Source organism: Bacillus ectoiniformans (assembly GCF_016908875.1).
Taxonomy (GTDB): domain Bacteria; phylum Bacillota; class Bacilli; order Bacillales; family Domibacillaceae; genus Bacillus_BX; species Bacillus_BX ectoiniformans.
Genome location: NZ_JAFBES010000011.1, coordinates 33642 through 50326 on the forward strand (window position 1 = coordinate 33642; position 16685 = coordinate 50326).

The 16685-nt window shown below is 38.6% G+C and carries 16 protein-coding genes; 14 read left to right on the top strand and 2 right to left on the bottom strand.

Going from position 1 to position 16685, the window contains the following annotated elements:
* Nucleotides 1-58 precede the first annotated feature (58 nt).
* Nucleotides 59-2461 (bottom strand): ATP-binding protein, encoded by a 2403-nt coding sequence (locus JOC78_RS13470; protein ID WP_204556746.1) that lies wholly within the window; start codon nt 2459-2461, stop codon nt 59-61.
* Between the two features lie 312 nt (nt 2462-2773).
* Between JOC78_RS13470 and JOC78_RS13475 the strand changes: the two genes are divergently transcribed.
* The 5 genes from JOC78_RS13475 to JOC78_RS13495 all read left to right on the top strand — a co-directional run bounded on the left by JOC78_RS13475 (nt 2774) and on the right by JOC78_RS13495 (nt 5496).
* The gene (locus JOC78_RS13475; RefSeq protein ID WP_204556747.1) at nt 2774-3124 is read left to right on the top strand and encodes a response regulator; all 351 of its coding nucleotides are present in this window, start codon (nt 2774-2776) and stop codon (nt 3122-3124) included.
* A gap of 164 nt (nt 3125-3288) precedes the next feature.
* The gene (locus JOC78_RS13480; RefSeq protein WP_204556748.1) at nt 3289-3963 is read left to right on the top strand and encodes an SOS response-associated peptidase; all 675 of its coding nucleotides are present in this window, start codon (nt 3289-3291) and stop codon (nt 3961-3963) included.
* A 121-nt stretch (nt 3964-4084) separates the two neighbouring features.
* Nucleotides 4085-4510 carry a hypothetical protein gene (locus JOC78_RS13485; protein ID WP_204556749.1) on the top strand — a complete coding sequence of 142 codons (426 nt, stop codon included), beginning with the start codon at nt 4085-4087 and terminating at the stop codon, nt 4508-4510.
* Nucleotides 4511-4583: 73 nt separating this feature from the next.
* Nucleotides 4584-5195 (top strand): MOSC domain-containing protein, encoded by a 612-nt coding sequence (locus JOC78_RS13490; protein ID WP_204556869.1) that lies wholly within the window; start codon nt 4584-4586, stop codon nt 5193-5195.
* 64 nt (nt 5196-5259) lie between these two features.
* On the top strand, nt 5260-5496 hold the full coding sequence (locus JOC78_RS13495) for a hypothetical protein (protein ID WP_204556751.1): 237 nt from the start codon (nt 5260-5262) through the stop codon (nt 5494-5496).
* 84 nt (nt 5497-5580) lie between these two features.
* On the opposite strand, the gene JOC78_RS13500 is transcribed toward JOC78_RS13495, so the two are convergent.
* Nucleotides 5581-6186 carry a class I SAM-dependent methyltransferase gene (locus tag JOC78_RS13500; RefSeq protein WP_204556753.1) on the bottom strand — a complete coding sequence of 202 codons (606 nt, stop codon included), beginning with the start codon at nt 6184-6186 and terminating at the stop codon, nt 5581-5583.
* 256 nt (nt 6187-6442) lie between these two features.
* On the opposite strand from JOC78_RS13500, the gene JOC78_RS13505 reads away from it, so the two are divergent.
* The 9 genes from JOC78_RS13505 to JOC78_RS13545 all read left to right on the top strand — a co-directional run bounded on the left by JOC78_RS13505 (nt 6443) and on the right by JOC78_RS13545 (nt 16673).
* Nucleotides 6443-7135 (top strand): YqcI/YcgG family protein, encoded by a 693-nt coding sequence (locus JOC78_RS13505; protein ID WP_420829942.1) that lies wholly within the window; start codon nt 6443-6445, stop codon nt 7133-7135.
* A gap of 199 nt (nt 7136-7334) precedes the next feature.
* Complete coding sequence (locus JOC78_RS13510; protein ID WP_420829940.1) at nt 7335-8285, top strand: c-type cytochrome; 951 nt, start codon at nt 7335-7337, stop codon at nt 8283-8285.
* A gap of 241 nt (nt 8286-8526) precedes the next feature.
* The gene (locus tag JOC78_RS13515; protein ID WP_204556759.1) at nt 8527-10203 is read left to right on the top strand and encodes a putative bifunctional diguanylate cyclase/phosphodiesterase; all 1677 of its coding nucleotides are present in this window, start codon (nt 8527-8529) and stop codon (nt 10201-10203) included.
* Nucleotides 10204-10346: 143 nt separating this feature from the next.
* Nucleotides 10347-10928, top strand: a complete 582-nt coding sequence (locus tag JOC78_RS13520) for a hypothetical protein (protein WP_204556761.1) — start codon at nt 10347-10349, stop codon at nt 10926-10928.
* An 11-nt stretch (nt 10929-10939) separates the two neighbouring features.
* On the top strand, nt 10940-12325 hold the full coding sequence (locus JOC78_RS13525; protein WP_204556768.1) for a hypothetical protein: 1386 nt from the start codon (nt 10940-10942) through the stop codon (nt 12323-12325).
* Between the two features lie 392 nt (nt 12326-12717).
* Nucleotides 12718-13059 carry a metal-sensing transcriptional repressor gene (locus JOC78_RS13530; protein WP_204556771.1) on the top strand — a complete coding sequence of 114 codons (342 nt, stop codon included), beginning with the start codon at nt 12718-12720 and terminating at the stop codon, nt 13057-13059.
* Between the two features lie 15 nt (nt 13060-13074).
* Nucleotides 13075-13281 carry a copper chaperone CopZ gene (gene copZ, locus JOC78_RS13535; RefSeq protein ID WP_204556773.1) on the top strand — a complete coding sequence of 69 codons (207 nt, stop codon included), beginning with the start codon at nt 13075-13077 and terminating at the stop codon, nt 13279-13281.
* A gap of 81 nt (nt 13282-13362) precedes the next feature.
* Complete coding sequence (locus JOC78_RS13540; protein WP_204556775.1) at nt 13363-15780, top strand: heavy metal translocating P-type ATPase; 2418 nt, start codon at nt 13363-13365, stop codon at nt 15778-15780.
* Nucleotides 15781-15800: 20 nt separating this feature from the next.
* On the top strand, nt 15801-16673 hold the full coding sequence (locus JOC78_RS13545; RefSeq protein WP_204556776.1) for a hypothetical protein: 873 nt from the start codon (nt 15801-15803) through the stop codon (nt 16671-16673).
* The last annotated feature ends 12 nt before the right edge of the window (nt 16674-16685 follow it).

The window sequence follows — 16685 nt, forward strand, 5'->3', positions numbered from 1 at the left end:
AGCTCAACGCCAAAACAATCCAGACTCTTTGGATTGTTTCAGTGCCGATTATATTCAGTTACTCATACATGTTAATTTTATTTTTATTTAAGGCGATGTTCATCTTTGCTTTCAGCTGATGAACATCGATTGGCTTCACCATATAATCGTCAAAACCCATTTGAAGCGTTGCTTCGATGTCTTCTTTTAGTGCATTGGCACTCACGGCAATAATAGGAGTTGATTCATACCCCGGTAACGCTCTGATCAAATGACATACCTTCAATCCATTCATAACAGGCAGATTAATGTCGAGCAAGATGAGGTCAAATGAATGATTGTTTAGAAGCTCTAAGCCTGCTGGTCCATCTGGGGCAGTATGTAATTCAATCTCCTTAAACAGCTGGAATTGATCCTTCATCAGCTGGCGGTTATCTGCATGATCTTCAATATAAAGCACGCTCACTTGTGTGTTGTTCTGTTCTGAATGGCAGGGCAGCTTCAATGGGCTGTTAATGTCATTCGCTATTTTAGGAAACTCCACCCAAAATAAGCTTCCATTGTCGACTTCACTATCAACTCCACAAGTACCATTCATTTGCATAGTAAACTCTTTGACTAGTGATAAACCTAAACCGCGGCCCTCTGTTAAATTAAGCACCCGGTCACTGCGGAAAAATGGCTGAAAAATCTTTTTTAAGTCTTTTTTGTGAATGCCCATTCCTTGATCACGAATTTCTACTCGCACTTTATTATCGAGTTCTTTGTATACGATTGTTACAACTTCAGACGGATTGCTGTATTTTACCGCATTGGACAATAAATTTAAGATAATTTGTTTCAGCCTGAGGGCATCGCCATATATATAAACAGGACGGGCAGTGTGTATGTTTGAAGTGACAATAATGTTCTTCATCTCAGCCGCAGCAGAAATCATGTTCATGCTGTCTTGAACCGAGGTTAAAAGATTAACGGGTTCCTGTAGAATGGTAGTTGTTCCTTCTTCTATTCCTACATAATCTAAAATATCGTTAATCAGCATCGTTAAATGGATGCTGGCGTTTTTAATTTTTTCGATATGTTTTAACGGCAAGCCTTCTGCTTTTAATTCTAAAATTTGCGAGTAGCCCAATATTGAATTTAGGGGAGTGCGCATTTCATGACTCATCATAGACAGAAATTTAGACTTAGCAAAGTTGGCGCGCTCTGCTGCATTTTTTGCATCAATAAGAGATTTTTCAAAAGCTTTTCGTTCACTTAGATCCCGTGCGATCGTTAAATAATAGGTCTTTCCTTGAAAAATATAGTGTGAAATACTGAGTTCGACAGGGAGCTTTTCTTTATTTTTTTTGATCCATCCAAATTCAATCGTTAATTTGTTTCCCTCCGTAATTTCTTCACATACATTGTCATGGATCTTCCCAAAATCAGGGTCAACTAAATCAATCGGGCTTAAGGTTTTAAATTCTTCTTCTGAATATCCAAGCATTTTAATGGCTGCTTGATTGACTTTAAAGAAGTAAGGTGTCTGCCCGTTATCCAAGCTTGTGATAAACATGGCATCTTTAGAGGCATGAAACACTTCATGAAACTGGTTATTATAAGAAACGGAGAGCGCTTCTAGTTCTTCCTTTTCTTTGACTGTGTTCTCTAGGGAATGATTCTTATATTTCAGGTCTTCAATCATCAGCATTTTTACAAGGACTCGGCTAACTTGCTTGCAAACCTGCTGGATTAATTCCAATTCATCCGAAGAAAAGGATGATTTCGTTTTTGATCCGAATGACAGTGTGCCAAGAATTTTCTCCCCGACAAATAAGGGATGACAAACATAGGCAGTAATACCGAGGTTTTTAATATAAGTCTCACGAGAATCTTCCGAGCGTGCTAAATGATTGACTACCAGCCTTTGAGCGGTAAGAGCCACGTAGCCGCAAACCGACTCGCCATATTGAAGGGTTTGAATACGGGATGCTGTCTCTTTGCTGATCCCTTTATAATTGATTAAATTTAATTCCAGATTTTCCGGATTAATTAAATAGTTAAAATATGTATCAATATCAAGCAAACTAGCTAATTTTCCGAATAAATTATCTAATAGTTCTTTCGGTTCTTTGCTAAATATCAAATCTTTCGTTATTTCATTAATAATTCCTTGGAAGTCCTGGTTTTCATTCATCATTTTATCGATTGTGTATTGGGAGGTTATATCCTTCATAAGTAAGATGAAATCGCTTTCATAAGGAAAAAGAGCCGCAACCATTTTTCTTTCTTTATTATGTATGGTTACTGTGAAAATAGATGTTTTTTCTATAGGTTCTTCAAAAAAATCTTGTGAGTGGGAAAGAAGGCTTGTAATTGGCAGTCCAATTAGCGGCTGGTTTGTTTTACTAAAAATATCAGTGCCCAGCTTATTTATATATTTAATGCGAAGGCAATGATCTAGACCTATAAAAATATTATAAGATTTATCTCCAAACATATTTTCTCCTCGTATATAGAAGTATATTTTATTTATCAATTAGATTTTACCATTAATATAGTGAAAATAAAGATATTTCATAAAAATTCCGGAATATTCCTATTCTCTTGACTATTTATGCGAAATGTTCGAAATTAAGCCTTAAATGCCTGATGCTCCTTCCGAATAGTCCGCTCATTGGATTAAATGAAGGAAAGTCAATTAGACATATTTAACCAGTTGTTTTACGATTAAGAAAATATTAGTTTTCATCGTATGAACAGTAGAATCAAGGGACTGTTTTATATGCAGCTAAGAAAAAGGGGGAGACAGATGAAAAAAATTTTAATTTTTAGCACGTATCATTCTTTAGCTAATTTAATGAAAGTAATTATTGGGAGAAATTTTCATATAGATGTATTATTAGCCACAGAAGAGACAGAACCGCTAGAGCAATATAAAGTACATAGACCTGACTTAGTGATCATTGATTTAGAAGCATATGAAACTCAGCTTGTAAAGAAGATTAAAAAAGAAGATAACAGCCAAAAAATCATTGGTTTGACTTATGAAGCAGGGAGCGGCATAAAGGAATCCATCAGCTGCTCTCGTGTGATGCTGATTGATAAACCTTTTGATATTTATGAATTTACTCGTAAAATAAAAGCCTGTTTGCATTTATAACCTGAAAACGTATTGAGCATATATATGGAGTTGTACCCTAAGTTTTCTTTCATATTTCTTGAAAAGCCCCCGCCTTATCATGAGGCAGGGGTAAAATTCGTTACAGTGCAACCATAAGAAGGAATAAAAATGGGGAATAATAAAGAGAAAAAGAGGTGGTAATCATGTGCGGAAGGTTCACGTTATTTTCAAATTATCAGCAGTTAATCGACCGGTTTGATATTGAGGCCGCGTTTTCGGAAGCGGAGTATCAGTTAAGTTATAATATCGCTCCTTCTCAATCAGTGGCGGCTGTCATCAATGATGGATCGAAAAACCGATTAGGCTATTTGCGCTGGGGATTGATCCCGCCGTGGGCGAAAGATCAGAAGATCGGTTATAAAATGATTAATGCAAGAGCGGAAACATTAGCTGACAAACCAAGCTTTCGGGATTCTTTTAAAAAGAAAAGATGTTTGATCGCGGCCGATTCATTTTACGAATGGAAAAAAACGGATGAAGGAAAGATTCCCATGAGGATTAAATTAAAGTCAGATGAACCTTTTGCGATGGCAGGTTTGTGGTCCGGCTGGAAATCGCCAGAAGGAAAAATTATTTATTCTTGCTCTGTCATCACGACCACACCGAATGCATTCATGTCTTCTATCCACGATCGGATGCCGGTCATTCTTAAGCCGGAAGATGAAAAAGATTGGCTAGATCCATCGATCAATGACACGGATTATTTACAGCGGTTATTGACACCATTTAATGATGAGTTAATGGAAGCATTTGAAGTATCATCAGAGGTCAATTCACCGAAAAACAACTCGCCAAATTTAGTTCAAAGGATTTGTTAATAAATGAATTGCTGTAAGCCTGCTTTATATACGATAAAAAATTTCGCTAAATAATTATAATAGACAATGACGGAAAGAGAGAAAGAATAGTATAATATTGGCAGAGTGAAGGGGGAAAACAATGAAGAAATTTTTAAAATTTATTTTATTTACAGTTATTCTTTTAGCTGGCTTAGGTTTTGCAGCCTTTTATTTCGGCACGAATCTTGCTTCTGAAAAGGTAATGGACGCGGTGACCACTGAATTAGAGAACAGCGGACAGAAAGAAGAAGTGAAAGCTTACATTGAGAATGATCCAGAGCTGAAAAAGTTTGTAGAAGAAGCTGAAACGGCGGATGAAAGTAAGCTGCCTTTTACTACGAAGGAAGAAGCCACTCGCGTACTCGTTAAAAAAGTGGGCGTATCTGAACTTAAGAATATTCAGTCAAAAGTCCAAGAGGGTTCAATCACAAAGGATGAAGTATTGCAGATGATGCAAAAAGATTTAACAGAAGAAGAAATTGCTGCTTTAAAAGTAATTGCCTATAAGGAACTATATAATAAATAAGAATTCTTTGCAGCTAAGGGGAGAGTGTGTCAGGGTGGAAATCGTTTATTTTGCAGTGGGAAAACCAAAAACAATGACTTATGGGGAGAAGCAAGTACATACGGCCATATGCAAAGATATCATTGAGGAAGCTTTTTTGACAAAGGATGGATTTAGAGGCGATGATGTAGCCGATAAAAAACACCACGGCGGACCGGATCGTGCTGTATGTGTGTATCCTTATGAGCATTATCAGTTATGGGAAAAGGAGTTTCATACGGTGCTGCCGCCTGCTGCTTTTGGTGAAAATCTTACAGTAGCTGGTATGCTCGAGCAGGATGTCTGCATTGGTGATATTTATCGTCTTGGGGATGCTGTAATTCAAGTGACACAGGGGCGCGTACCATGCAGCACCATCACGAAAAGGATTCCTATTCCTGAACTTTTAAAAAGGCTCGTTGATACCGGATTTACCGGGTATTTATGCAGAGTGCTTGAAGAAGGAGTGGTGCGAAAAGATTCTTCAATTGAATTAATAGAGCGGCATCCTATGAAAGTGTCGATCCAGTTCACCAATGAAGTGAAGTACCATCAAAAAACAGATAAAGAAGCCATCCGAAAAATATTGAATGTGAAAGAACTTGCTGACGAATGGCGTGACAGTTTAGAGAAAAGAACAATAAATGATCAGGGAACTCCTGAATAACCGCCGACTAAAGTATTTATTGATCTGTCCTTGCTTTTATGTGAAGCAGATGAGGAGAAAAAAGATGAATAAACTTATTAGAAACACCCCAAACATACTATTATCTCTAATAGTTACAGTCATTTTATATACGGTGACTTTTTCAATCATTTTGCTTTTTAGCGGAGATGGAGATGAGTTTAACAACCCGTTTATGGCTTTTGGCGCTTTCTTAGCCATGACATTTTTTATTCACTTTCCTATCGTTTTAGTTGCACTGACTTTTTTAATCAAGAAATTAAAAATTAGACAAGACCTTTAATTAGGTCGAAAATAGATTTCAACTTTGAATAGCTTGTTAAGCAAAAACGGAAAAGGAGTTGTCAATGCGACAGCTCCTGCTTTTTTATGTTAATCGATAAATTAAAAACCGCTCATATGAATTTTTTTCATGCCAGCCAGGCACCTCAATTTCCTTCTCTAATTCAAATGAAGTGTGGTTATTCATAAAATATATATAATCATCCGATCCATAATAAATAATCAATTCAATGTCACGAGGATAGGTTTCCGCAGAATGCAAAATACTATAAATGATTTTCATGAAAATCTGGATGGTAAACGGATTGAAAAAATAAAATCGATTGTCTATCGGATTAATGGGGTAATCTTCAGCTAAACAGTGATAAAACTGAATTTCACTATGACGGGGTGAAGATTTAGCTGAATAACTCTTTTGATTAGCTATCGCCTCGCGGTAAAACGTGTCATTCATTTCGATTCCAGTGACACGGCAATGGAATAAATGATGCACAAAAAAGTTTAATCGGCCTTTTCCGCATCCATAGTCAACAAATTGATCTGTACTTTTTAGCTCGTATTGATTAAATAATTCCTCTAACGCATGATACGGCGTCGGTTCATATGGGTGGTAATGCAAGGAATGATTTAGTGTTTTTTGATCGGCTCTCGTTTTAATATGGAGCAGATCATCATAATGCTGTTCTTTCATTTATTTACACCTGCTTATTCTAGAGATAAATGGCACATAATATGATGAATTATAGCACCAATCATCCACTTGGTTAGATTTAATTTAATTTTTTCAATAGCTGTTTGCTAGAGTGTTGTGTGAACTAACAAAATGTTTCTGTTTTAAGGTTTGAAGAACCTTCTTAAAAGGGTACGTAAAATGTAAGAGTATGCTCAAGAACGGGAGGATTTACATTTTGCTGAAAACACGATCTGCTTTATTAACGAAGGAAGACATGGAAACACGTGAAGATTTACCTGAATGGCTAAAAAAAGAATACGCGACCTTTCATAACACCGTGACAGATCCTACTTTCCCTTGCTACTTTGGAATGAATGGGGAAAGGAAAGGCGAACTGCGTTATGCTTATATCACACAAGAGGATTGGAGTAATCTTCCTCAGGCAGTTTCTTTATTTTTAGAACTGTTTAGAGAGCCGCCATTCGTCAGACACGGTTTGTTTGTATTTGTTGAACCGTTTGAAGAGGAGGGTTCACTTGAACAATATAGGGATCAGTTTTGGTCCATCCTTCAATATCTGCACAAACAGGATCAAGTAGAATGGCCAGAAGAAGCCCCGAAGGATCCAGACCATTTTTTATGGGATTTCCACTTTGGCGGCGAACCTATTTTTGTTTTTGGCAACGCACCGGCCTATAAACAACGAAAAACGCGTCATTTAGGAAATTCGATGGTGTTAGGTTTTCAGCCTCGAAAGATTTTTGAAGGGCTGAAAGGAACGGAAAAGGGCGGAATTATGTCTCGGGAAAAAGTTCGGGAGCGGGTTGAAGCCTGGGATCAGCTGCCGAAACATCCTGACATCAGCCATTATGGCGATCCCACTCATAACGAATGGAAACAATTCTTTATCGGAGATGATATTGAGCCGATTAAGGGCAAGTGCCCATTTCATCATAAAGAGCAATGATTTTAGACACATCCTTTTAGGGTGTGTTTTTTGATGAAAACGCACGCCTGCAATAACTTTAAAAAACCGACAATAACTTACATATTTAGTGAAAAAATGATTTTTTTGCATAATGATAGTTTATGGATATAAAAGAAAGGATACAGTCTATTAAGTAAGCACTTTTTTCCATTTAATGATAGTAATAGAAAGGAGAGAAATGATTTTGAAGAAACATGTGTATTTGCTATTTTTTCTTGCTGCTTTTCTTTTATTGATGGCGGCGTGCAGTAACGAGGAGTCTAAAAAAGACTCAGAAGAGACATCAAACACTAATGAAACAAGCGAACAAAAAGACATTGCTTTCGAGCCTCCGAATTTAGAGGATTTAGAAGGTAAAGACGATCCTTTTAGCCAATCAGTGAAAAAAGGCCATGAATTATTCCAAAGCACAGATGGAATGCTGCCTGAGAACGTCGGCAATAAGCTGTCTTGTGCAAGCTGTCATGCTACTGGAGGACTTGATGATTCCGGCAGTTTAGTAGGGGTAACTGCCGTATTTCCTGAGTATAATCCTCGTGCCGGCAAAGTGTTAACCATTGAGGACCGCATTAATGGCTGTTTTGTTAGAAGTATGAATGGCAAGCCGCTTGAGAGTGGAAGTGAAGAATTAACGGCGATGGTATCTTATTTAACTTATATTTCTAAGGATGTGCCGACATTAGCTGCTGAACGCCCTTGGATCGAGAAAAACAAAATGGAAAAATTACCTGAGCCAAACGCCAGCAATGGTGAAAAGCTATATCAGCAATCGTGTATTCAATGTCACGGTCAAAATGGTGAAGGCACTGGTGCTACAACTGGACCGGCGCTTTGGGGAGAAAACTCATTTAATATCGGTGCCGGTATGGCTCGTATGAAAACGGCAGCTGGATATATTCAAAGAAACATGCCGAAAGGAGCAATGGGCGGAATTAATGAGGGAGAGCTGACTGACCAGCAAGCGGCAGATTTAGCCGCATATATCCTATCTCATGAACGTCCAGATTTTAAAGGAAAAGAAAAGGATTGGCCAAATGGGGATGCCCCAGATGATGCAGCATATGAAACAACAGCGAAAAAGACTGCACCAGCAACTTCTCAAAATGGAGAAGGTGGAAAGAAAGAATAAGTGACAATGAAAAATAGCCGTTCTAACGATATGAAGTTAGTACGGCTATTTTTCGTTGTATGTAAAACTATTCCTTTACATCATGATATAAACTTTTATAATTAATATTGGCAGAAGGATTTTGATATATTCTTGTCGCAAATTGTCTTTTTTATAAAAAGACTGAAAAAAATAAAACTATATATTCATGAAATGAGGATAAACATAGATTGTTAACCAGCTTAGAGGAGAAACTTAATCCATGATTCAAATATGTTCCACGAGTTCTATTTTTGCCCTGCCTTTTGCAGTGATCTTTACCGTTCACACGATTTCTGACTTTTTAACAAGCATCGCTTATTTTTCTATTCCGATTACGATGTTCGTATTCGTTAAGAAAAGAAAAAGTTTTGAGTTTAGATGGATGTTTATCTGTTTTATCTTGTTTATTACGCTTTGTGGCATTACACATTTGATGCATATCCTAACATACTTTTACCCTATAAAACCGGTATTCATTCTTGAAGATATATTTAAAGTATTAACCGCAGCGATTTCGGTCATTACAGCCGTATTGCTATGGAAGATCATCCCTAATCTATTACTGATCCCAAGTCCTAGTGAATTAGAGAAAGCAAATAAAGAAATTCTCCATTTAGCGCATCATGATACACTGACAGGCTTAGTGAACAGAAACTACTTTAATCTAATGATCGAACAGCACCTTGCAAAAGCAAAGGAAAATCAGTCTTCGCTAGCAGTCGTATTTATTGACCTTGACCGGATTAAAATCATCAATGATACGTATGGTCATGGCGTGGGTGACCTTCTGTTAAAACAAGTGTCTAACCGGTTAGTCGAAAATGTCCGGGAGCAAGATATTGTTTCGAGGCAAGGCGGGGATGAATTTATCCTTCTTCTTCCTGAGATTACGTACGATGATACAAAAGTATTGATGAGGAATATCATTCAATCCATGTCTCCTTCTTTTATGCTGGATGGTAATAGAGTGCACTGTACACCAAGTATAGGTGTTAGCTTCTTTCCGGCAGACGGATTAGATGCCGAAACTTTGATTAAATATGCAGACCTTGCGATGTATAAAGCAAAGGAAAAAGGCCGAAATAATTATCAGTTTTTCACTCAAGAAATGAATGAGGAAATTTCATCAAAATTGAAACTGGAGAATGAATTAAGACGAGCACTTGAAGAAGATCAGCTAAAAGTCTATTATCAGCCGCTGCTCGATGTAAAAACCAATCGAATCGTCTCAACGGAAGCATTGCTGCGCTGGTACCATCCTAAGAAGGGAAGTATTTCTCCAGCGGAATTTATCCCTCTTGCTGAGGAAACCGGGTTAATTGGGCCAATCGGTGAATGGGTTCTATTTGAAGCGTGCAAACAAACAAAAAAGTGGCGGGATGAAGGACTGGAGCTTTCCATCTCCGTTAATTTATCCAATCGCCAGCTGATGGATGAAAACATAGTTCAGACCGTTAAGAATACACTGCTGCAAACCGAACTGGAGCCTGCCTGTTTAACGTTGGAAATAACCGAAAGTATGGCCATCACCAATTTGTCAGATACAATGAATAAACTAAAGCAGCTAAGAGACTTCGGCGTAAATATTGCGCTCGACGATTTCGGTACAGGCTATTCTTCATTAAGTTATTTAAGCACTCTTCCTATCACTTCCGTTAAAATTGATAAATCTTTCATTGCAGATATTAACAACAGAATGAAAAAAGAAATTGTTAAATCGATTAGTAATATCGCGCAAAGTATCGGTTTAAAAGTAGTGGCAGAAGGCGTGGAAAAAGATCAGCAATTTTATATTGTTCGTTCGCTTGGTATAGAAATGATGCAAGGGTATCATTTGAGTAAACCATTACCTGCCAATGAGGTAGAAGTAAAGCTGTTAGAAATGAATAGCGTGTAAGAGAGGCATCCGTGTGGGTGTCTTTTTGTTTGGCAGGAGAAAAATTATTTCATTATTTTCTCCTGTTCTTTTTAAAAGTATTTTAGTTGTTTCATGGTAGAATATATTTATATTATTCTATAAACAGGAAGAAGGACCTGAAAATGGCTAAGAAATATTATAAGGATGTAGCAGCGTTGCAGTCTGTAGATGCCATCATGTCTGCGGCAGAGCGTTCGTTAAGTACTTCGAAAATTGTATTTACCACTTCTTCAAACATCCCATCTTCATTAAAAAAATCATTGCTCGCAGTTGCAGGTACGGGAGCTGTTGCAGCTGCAAGCGCAGGTACATTAGGAGCAGCCGGTGCAGGAGTTGCAAGCTTTACAGGTGCAGGTTTAGCGGCAGGAGGACTCGGTGCAGCCGGAACAATGGGTGCGGGTGCCTTGCTAGCTCCAGTGGCTATACCAGCAGCTATTTTAGGCGGGATAACCTATTTAATCTTTAGAAATAAAAAAAATAGAGAACTTCGAGAAAAAATGGAATATCGATTAAAAAAGGCCGTCGCGTTACAAAATGAGGTTATTCGCAAACTAAAGCTATATATTCAGCAGCTTGAAAAATCAGCGAAGGACCTCTTAGAAGAAAACATGAAGCTTCGGCAAAAAATTGATGAATTAACCGCTGTAAATGAAGCTCTAACAAACGAAATCAATAAAATGATGAGTGATTTATCAGCAGCGTGAGGCGGGATACAATGTCAAAGGATCAACAAGAAATTATCGATGTTTTAAATTATAATCGTAGCGAGTCTGAGCAGCTGCTAGTTGAAGCGAAATCGAAAGCGGAGACACATTCAAACAGTGCAACAGAAAGCATGGCAGCGTCTGAGCGATCCATAGATTCTGCCGATGAAGTCATTCAGCGATCTTTGCAGCTGTTGTCAAGTCGTGGTGTATCAATAGATTTACCAAAAAACCAGAAAAAAGCAAAAATTCCAAAACCAGCTCGCCATTCAAACGAAGGACGTGAATGGAATGATCTAGTAAAAGAAGCGGGGAAGGAAGGCTTCATAAATACAAACATCGACGACTTGCTAACCCCACAAGAAATTGCAGAGGCGGACTCAGAGTACATCCGAGTGAAAAAAGCATTTAGTAAAAAAACGAGTTTAAACAAATCAGACATAGCGCTTTTACTGTTAACAATTGCTCTGCAATGCGCAAGACAATATATCTTCGCTAATGATCAATTTCGTTTTCAAACAGCTAAGGATGCGGATGATACTATTAAAGCTCCTCTGAAAAAAATGGCTCCCGATGAATGGAAAGATTTTTTATTCGGGCCTGTGCCATATGATGCCGTAGCACGGCTTGATCCGCAATCTGAGAATACAGGCTTAAGCGCAAATACACACCGTTATCGCACACTAGGACATGATCCTGTACTAGGATGGATATTTGGGCCAGTAAATATATTGTCTTACTCATTAACGAAAACGGATATGGTGACAACGTATGAAGTGACAGGGGGAAAGATTGGGCCGCTCTATAACGGATTGACACTAGGAGCCATGCAGTCTGCTATAAGAAAAGCTAGCGAAGGGAAACATAATTTGCCAGCGGCAGTCGTAAAACAAGCGATTCATTTCGGCTCAGATTATTTTACCAAACAAGGCTTACCGCTGCCGTTAATCGGTTCTCTCAATAATGATCTTGCCCAAAAATTGATACATCAATATAGCATAGATACATACAGTGTAACTCGCGGCGCCACCATATCAATGTTTATTAACACCATTATTGGACTTATTCATCGCTTATTTTATAATGAGGAGAAACATGGAAGTAAAGAGCTATATGAGGTAAGAACCCGTAAGATTTTACTTATTGCCAATTCGATTGCCACATCCAGCAATGTGATTTATGTTGCGCTCTCAAGAGATGTAAAGAAACTGGATGTAGGCGGGATGCTAGTAACGATTAAACGAATGATCAATCATTTATCATTTATCAATCATATTCAGCAGGAATTTATGCTGGAGATATTTGATAAAGATATGGAACAGGAACTCGCCTTTTTAGATGGAGAACTTCAACGATTAGGGTATGATAATAAAAGAAATACCCCTCTAACCTATTAAGGCTGCATGGGGACATGAACATTGGGTTAAAATGTTTATTGTTCTGTCACCAAGGTAGTATAATTGTAAGAGCAAATGTGTGGTATGGGATCAATGATGCGGAATTTGGAGGGATTGAAACCGGCATATTCCCGATAATAGAGAAGGGCATCTATATTAAAGCACGGCTTTGGCCGTGTTTTAATAGAAGATCTGTATGGCTTCTTTTCACTTCAAAAAAACCGGAAAGCAAAGGTGAAATTGAACATCTATATGAAACGTTTTATTAAATTTTTTATTAAAATCAATCACATAGTGAATAGAGATGAATATAGTAAGTGAGAATATTTAATCATATCACTTTACATACTATAGGGGGGTATGGCAGATTAATTACAAGGAGGTGGGCAATTGTGGAAGTTGAAAATCATGATGACGTGTTATTAATTGAACCCTGCTGTGCAAGTCACTCAGATCGAACTAGTCATCACTCCGAAAAAACCAAAAAGAGTCTGATCAATCGATTAAGTCGAGTGGAAGGTCAGATTAGAGGAATTAAAGGCTTGATTGAAAAGGATACGTACTGTGATGATGTCATCACACAAATAGCAGCTGTACAATCAGCCTTAAACAGTTTCTCAAAGGTTCTTTTAGAAGCCCATTTAAAAAGCTGCGTGACAGAACGAATTAAAGATGGTGAGCTTGAAGTAGTGGATGAATTGCTTGTAACTATTCAAAGATTAATGAAAAAATAAAGGAGAGATGAAGTAATGGAAAATATCACGTTAAATGTAAAAGGTATGTCTTGTGGCCATTGTGTGAATGCTGTGGAGACAAATGTTGGAGAATTAGCTGGGGTTAAAGAAGTAAAGGTTCACCTAAGCGAAGGAAAAGTGGATGTAGAGTTTGATCCATCCCTAGTCTCTGTTGATCAGATTAAAGAGACCATTGATGATCAAGGATATGATGTAGTTTAATGTTCATGAAAACGTGCAAAGTGAATGCACGTTTTCTTTTAAATAATAATATACCTATAAGGGGTATACGGAGGGATAAAAATGTCACAAGAAATAAAAGAAGCTACACTTCCGATCACCGGAATGACTTGTTCTGCTTGTGCGGTACGAATTGAAAAAGGAATGAAGAAAATGGACGGAGTAGAAGATGCCTCCGTTAACTTCGCTTTAGAGCGTACATCTATTAAATACGACCCAAATCAAGTGAGTATCGCGGATGTAAAAAAGAAAATTAATGACTTGGGCTATGATGTATTGGAAGAAAAGGCTGAATTCAATATTATCGGCATGACTTGTGCAGCCTGTTCAACAAGAATTGAAAAAGGCTTAAATAAGCTGGAAGGAGTATCTAAGGCGTCTGTCAATTTAGCCTTAGAAAGTGCGACTGTCGAGTATAATCCTTCAGCAACAAGTCCAGCAGAGATTATCAAAAAAGTAGAAAAGCTCGGGTATAAGGCGAATTTGAAAGGTGAACAAAAAGAAGATTCCTCTGATATCAAAGCGAAAGAAATAGAGACCCAAAAAGGAAAATTCATCTTCTCTCTTATTTTATCGTTTCCACTCCTTTGGGCGATGGTCAGCCATTTCAGCTTCACTTCTTTTATTTACCTGCCAGACATGTTCATGAATCCATGGGTTCAATTTGCTTTAGCGACTCCTGTTCAATTTGTCGTTGGGAAGCAGTTTTATGTAGGCGCCTATAAAGCCTTGAGAAATAAAAGTGCCAATATGGATGTGTTAGTCGCGTTAGGAACATCCGCCGCTTACTTCTATAGTTTATATTTATCCATTCAATCAATCGGCAGCCAAGGTCACATGGTTGAACTATATTATGAAACAAGTGCGGTTCTGATCACGTTAATTATTTTAGGTAAGCTATTTGAAGTAAAAGCAAAGGGCCGCTCTTCTGAAGCCATCAAAAAGCTGATGGGTCTGCAAGCGAAAACCGCTATAGTGGAACGCAATGGAGTCGAACAAGAAGTCCCGTTAGAGGAAGTCGCAGCTGGTGACATTGTTCATGTAAAACCGGGTGAAAAAATTCCGGTAGATGGTGAAATTATCGAAGGTCGTTCGGCGATAGATGAATCGATGCTGACAGGTGAAAGTGTTCCGGTTGATAAAACAGCAGGCGATCTGGTGATCGGGGCAACACTGAATAAAAATGGCTTTTTAAAAGTGAAAGCGACAAAAGTCGGCCGTGACACCGCGCTTGCCCAAATTATTAAGGTGGTAGAAGAAGCGCAAGGATCAAAAGCGCCAATCCAGCGTTTAGCCGATCAAATTTCAGGTATCTTTGTACCGATTGTCGTTGGGATTGCGGTTATCACGTTTCTTGTCTGGTTTTTCTTAGTGACACCTGGAGACTTTGCGGAGTCATTGGAAAAATTAATCGCCGTCCTTGTGATCGCCTGTCCTTGTGCGCTCGGTTTAGCTACTCCGACTTCAATTATGGCAGGTTCGGGCAGATCAGCGGAATTTGGCATTCTTTTTAAAGGCGGAGAGCACTTGGAAAGAACCCATCGTGTAACAACGGTTTTATTAGATAAAACTGGCACAGTAACGAATGGCGCACCTGTCTTAACAGATGTGCTAGTAGAAGATGACTTTAGTGAAGAAGAATTCCTGCAGCTAGCAGGCACAGCAGAAAAGCAATCAGAACACCCTCTCGCAGAGGCAATTGTGACTGGAATCAAAGAAAAAAACATCGAACTCTTTGAAGCAGAGACGTTTGAAGCGATTCCGGGATACGGTATTCAAGCAAAAGTAAACGGCCGAGTCGTATTAGCAGGAACTCGAAAGTTAATGAAAAAACATGAAATAAATATAGACCATGCACTTAAGGTCATGGAAGAGCTCGAAGAAAACGGGAAAACTGCGATGCTGGTTGCAATTGATGGTCAATATGCGGGCTTAATTGCTGTCGCTGATACGATTAAAGACACGTCAAAAGCGGCTGTCAAACGCCTAAAAGAGATGGGCCTTGAAGTGGTCATGATTACGGGTGACAACAAGCGTACAGCAGAAGCAATTGCGAATGAAGCGGGCATTGACTCTGTTATCGCGGAAGTTCTTCCTGAAGGAAAAGCAGAGGAAGTGAAAAAGCTTCAAGAACAAGGCAAGGTTGTCGCTATGGTTGGAGACGGAATTAACGATGCCCCAGCACTGGCGATGGCAGATATCGGGATGGCCATTGGAACAGGAACGGATGTCGCGATGGAAGCGGCAGACATTACGCTGATTCGCGGAGATCTGAATAGTATAGCTGATGCCATCTCTATGAGTAAGAAGACGATCCGAAACATTAAACAAAACCTGTTCTGGGCGTTTGCGTACAATGCGATGGGAATTCCAATTGCTGCTTTAGGTTTCTTAGCACCTTGGCTAGCTGGTGCAGCGATGGCGTTTAGTTCTGTGTCTGTTGTACTTAATGCCTTACGTCTTCAAAGAGTAAAATTATAAAGAATAAAGGAGAATGGGTGATGAAAAAATGGATGTTCTCAGCTTTAGCCTATTTAGCTCTAGTTATTGCGGGATACTTTTCCTATGAAGTCCTCTTTGGAGAAGAGAAGAATGAAGAAGTTCATGGGGAAGGTCATACATCGTCTGAAATTGTATACGAAGATGAAACAAAAGATCATGATGATCACAAGACTGAGTCCACAGATTCTCATTCAGAGGAAGCTCACGGACATGGTGAGAAAACAAGTAAGGAAACTGAAGTCAATGTGACTGTCAAAGAAGATAACGGCCAATTAATATTGACACTAAAAGATCCTGCAGGCCAGCCATTGACCGATCTAGAAATCAATCACGAAAAGCTTCTCCATCTAATTGTTGTAGATGAACATTTAGATCAATATTATCATTTACATCCCGAAGAAACAGCACCGGGTCAATTTGAAACAGCAAGTACACTTAAAGAAGGAACGTACAAGGCGTTTGTGGATATCAAGCCCAAAAACTTAGATTATGAAGTTCAACCACTTGCATTTTCAGTAGGCACCCCTGCAGCAGATGAGCATAGTCATGGATCATTAAAAGCAGATCAGCTATTAGAGAAAACTGTAGACGGAAACATGGTAACGCTTGAGACCTCTCCATTAGTAAAGAATGAGCCGGTTACTCTGACATTTGATGTTCACGGGGCGGAACTAGAACCATTTCTAGGTGCGATGGGCCATGTGGTTATCCTCGACGAAGAAGCGAATGAATACTTGCACGTTCATCCAGCAGATGAAAAGAGACCTGTTTTCGAAACAGAATTCTCTCAACCTGGGATATACAAAATTTGGGCCGAGTTTCAGAAAAACGGAAAAGTGACAGTCTATCCATTTGTAGTGGAAGTAAAATAGACCGTTGAATAA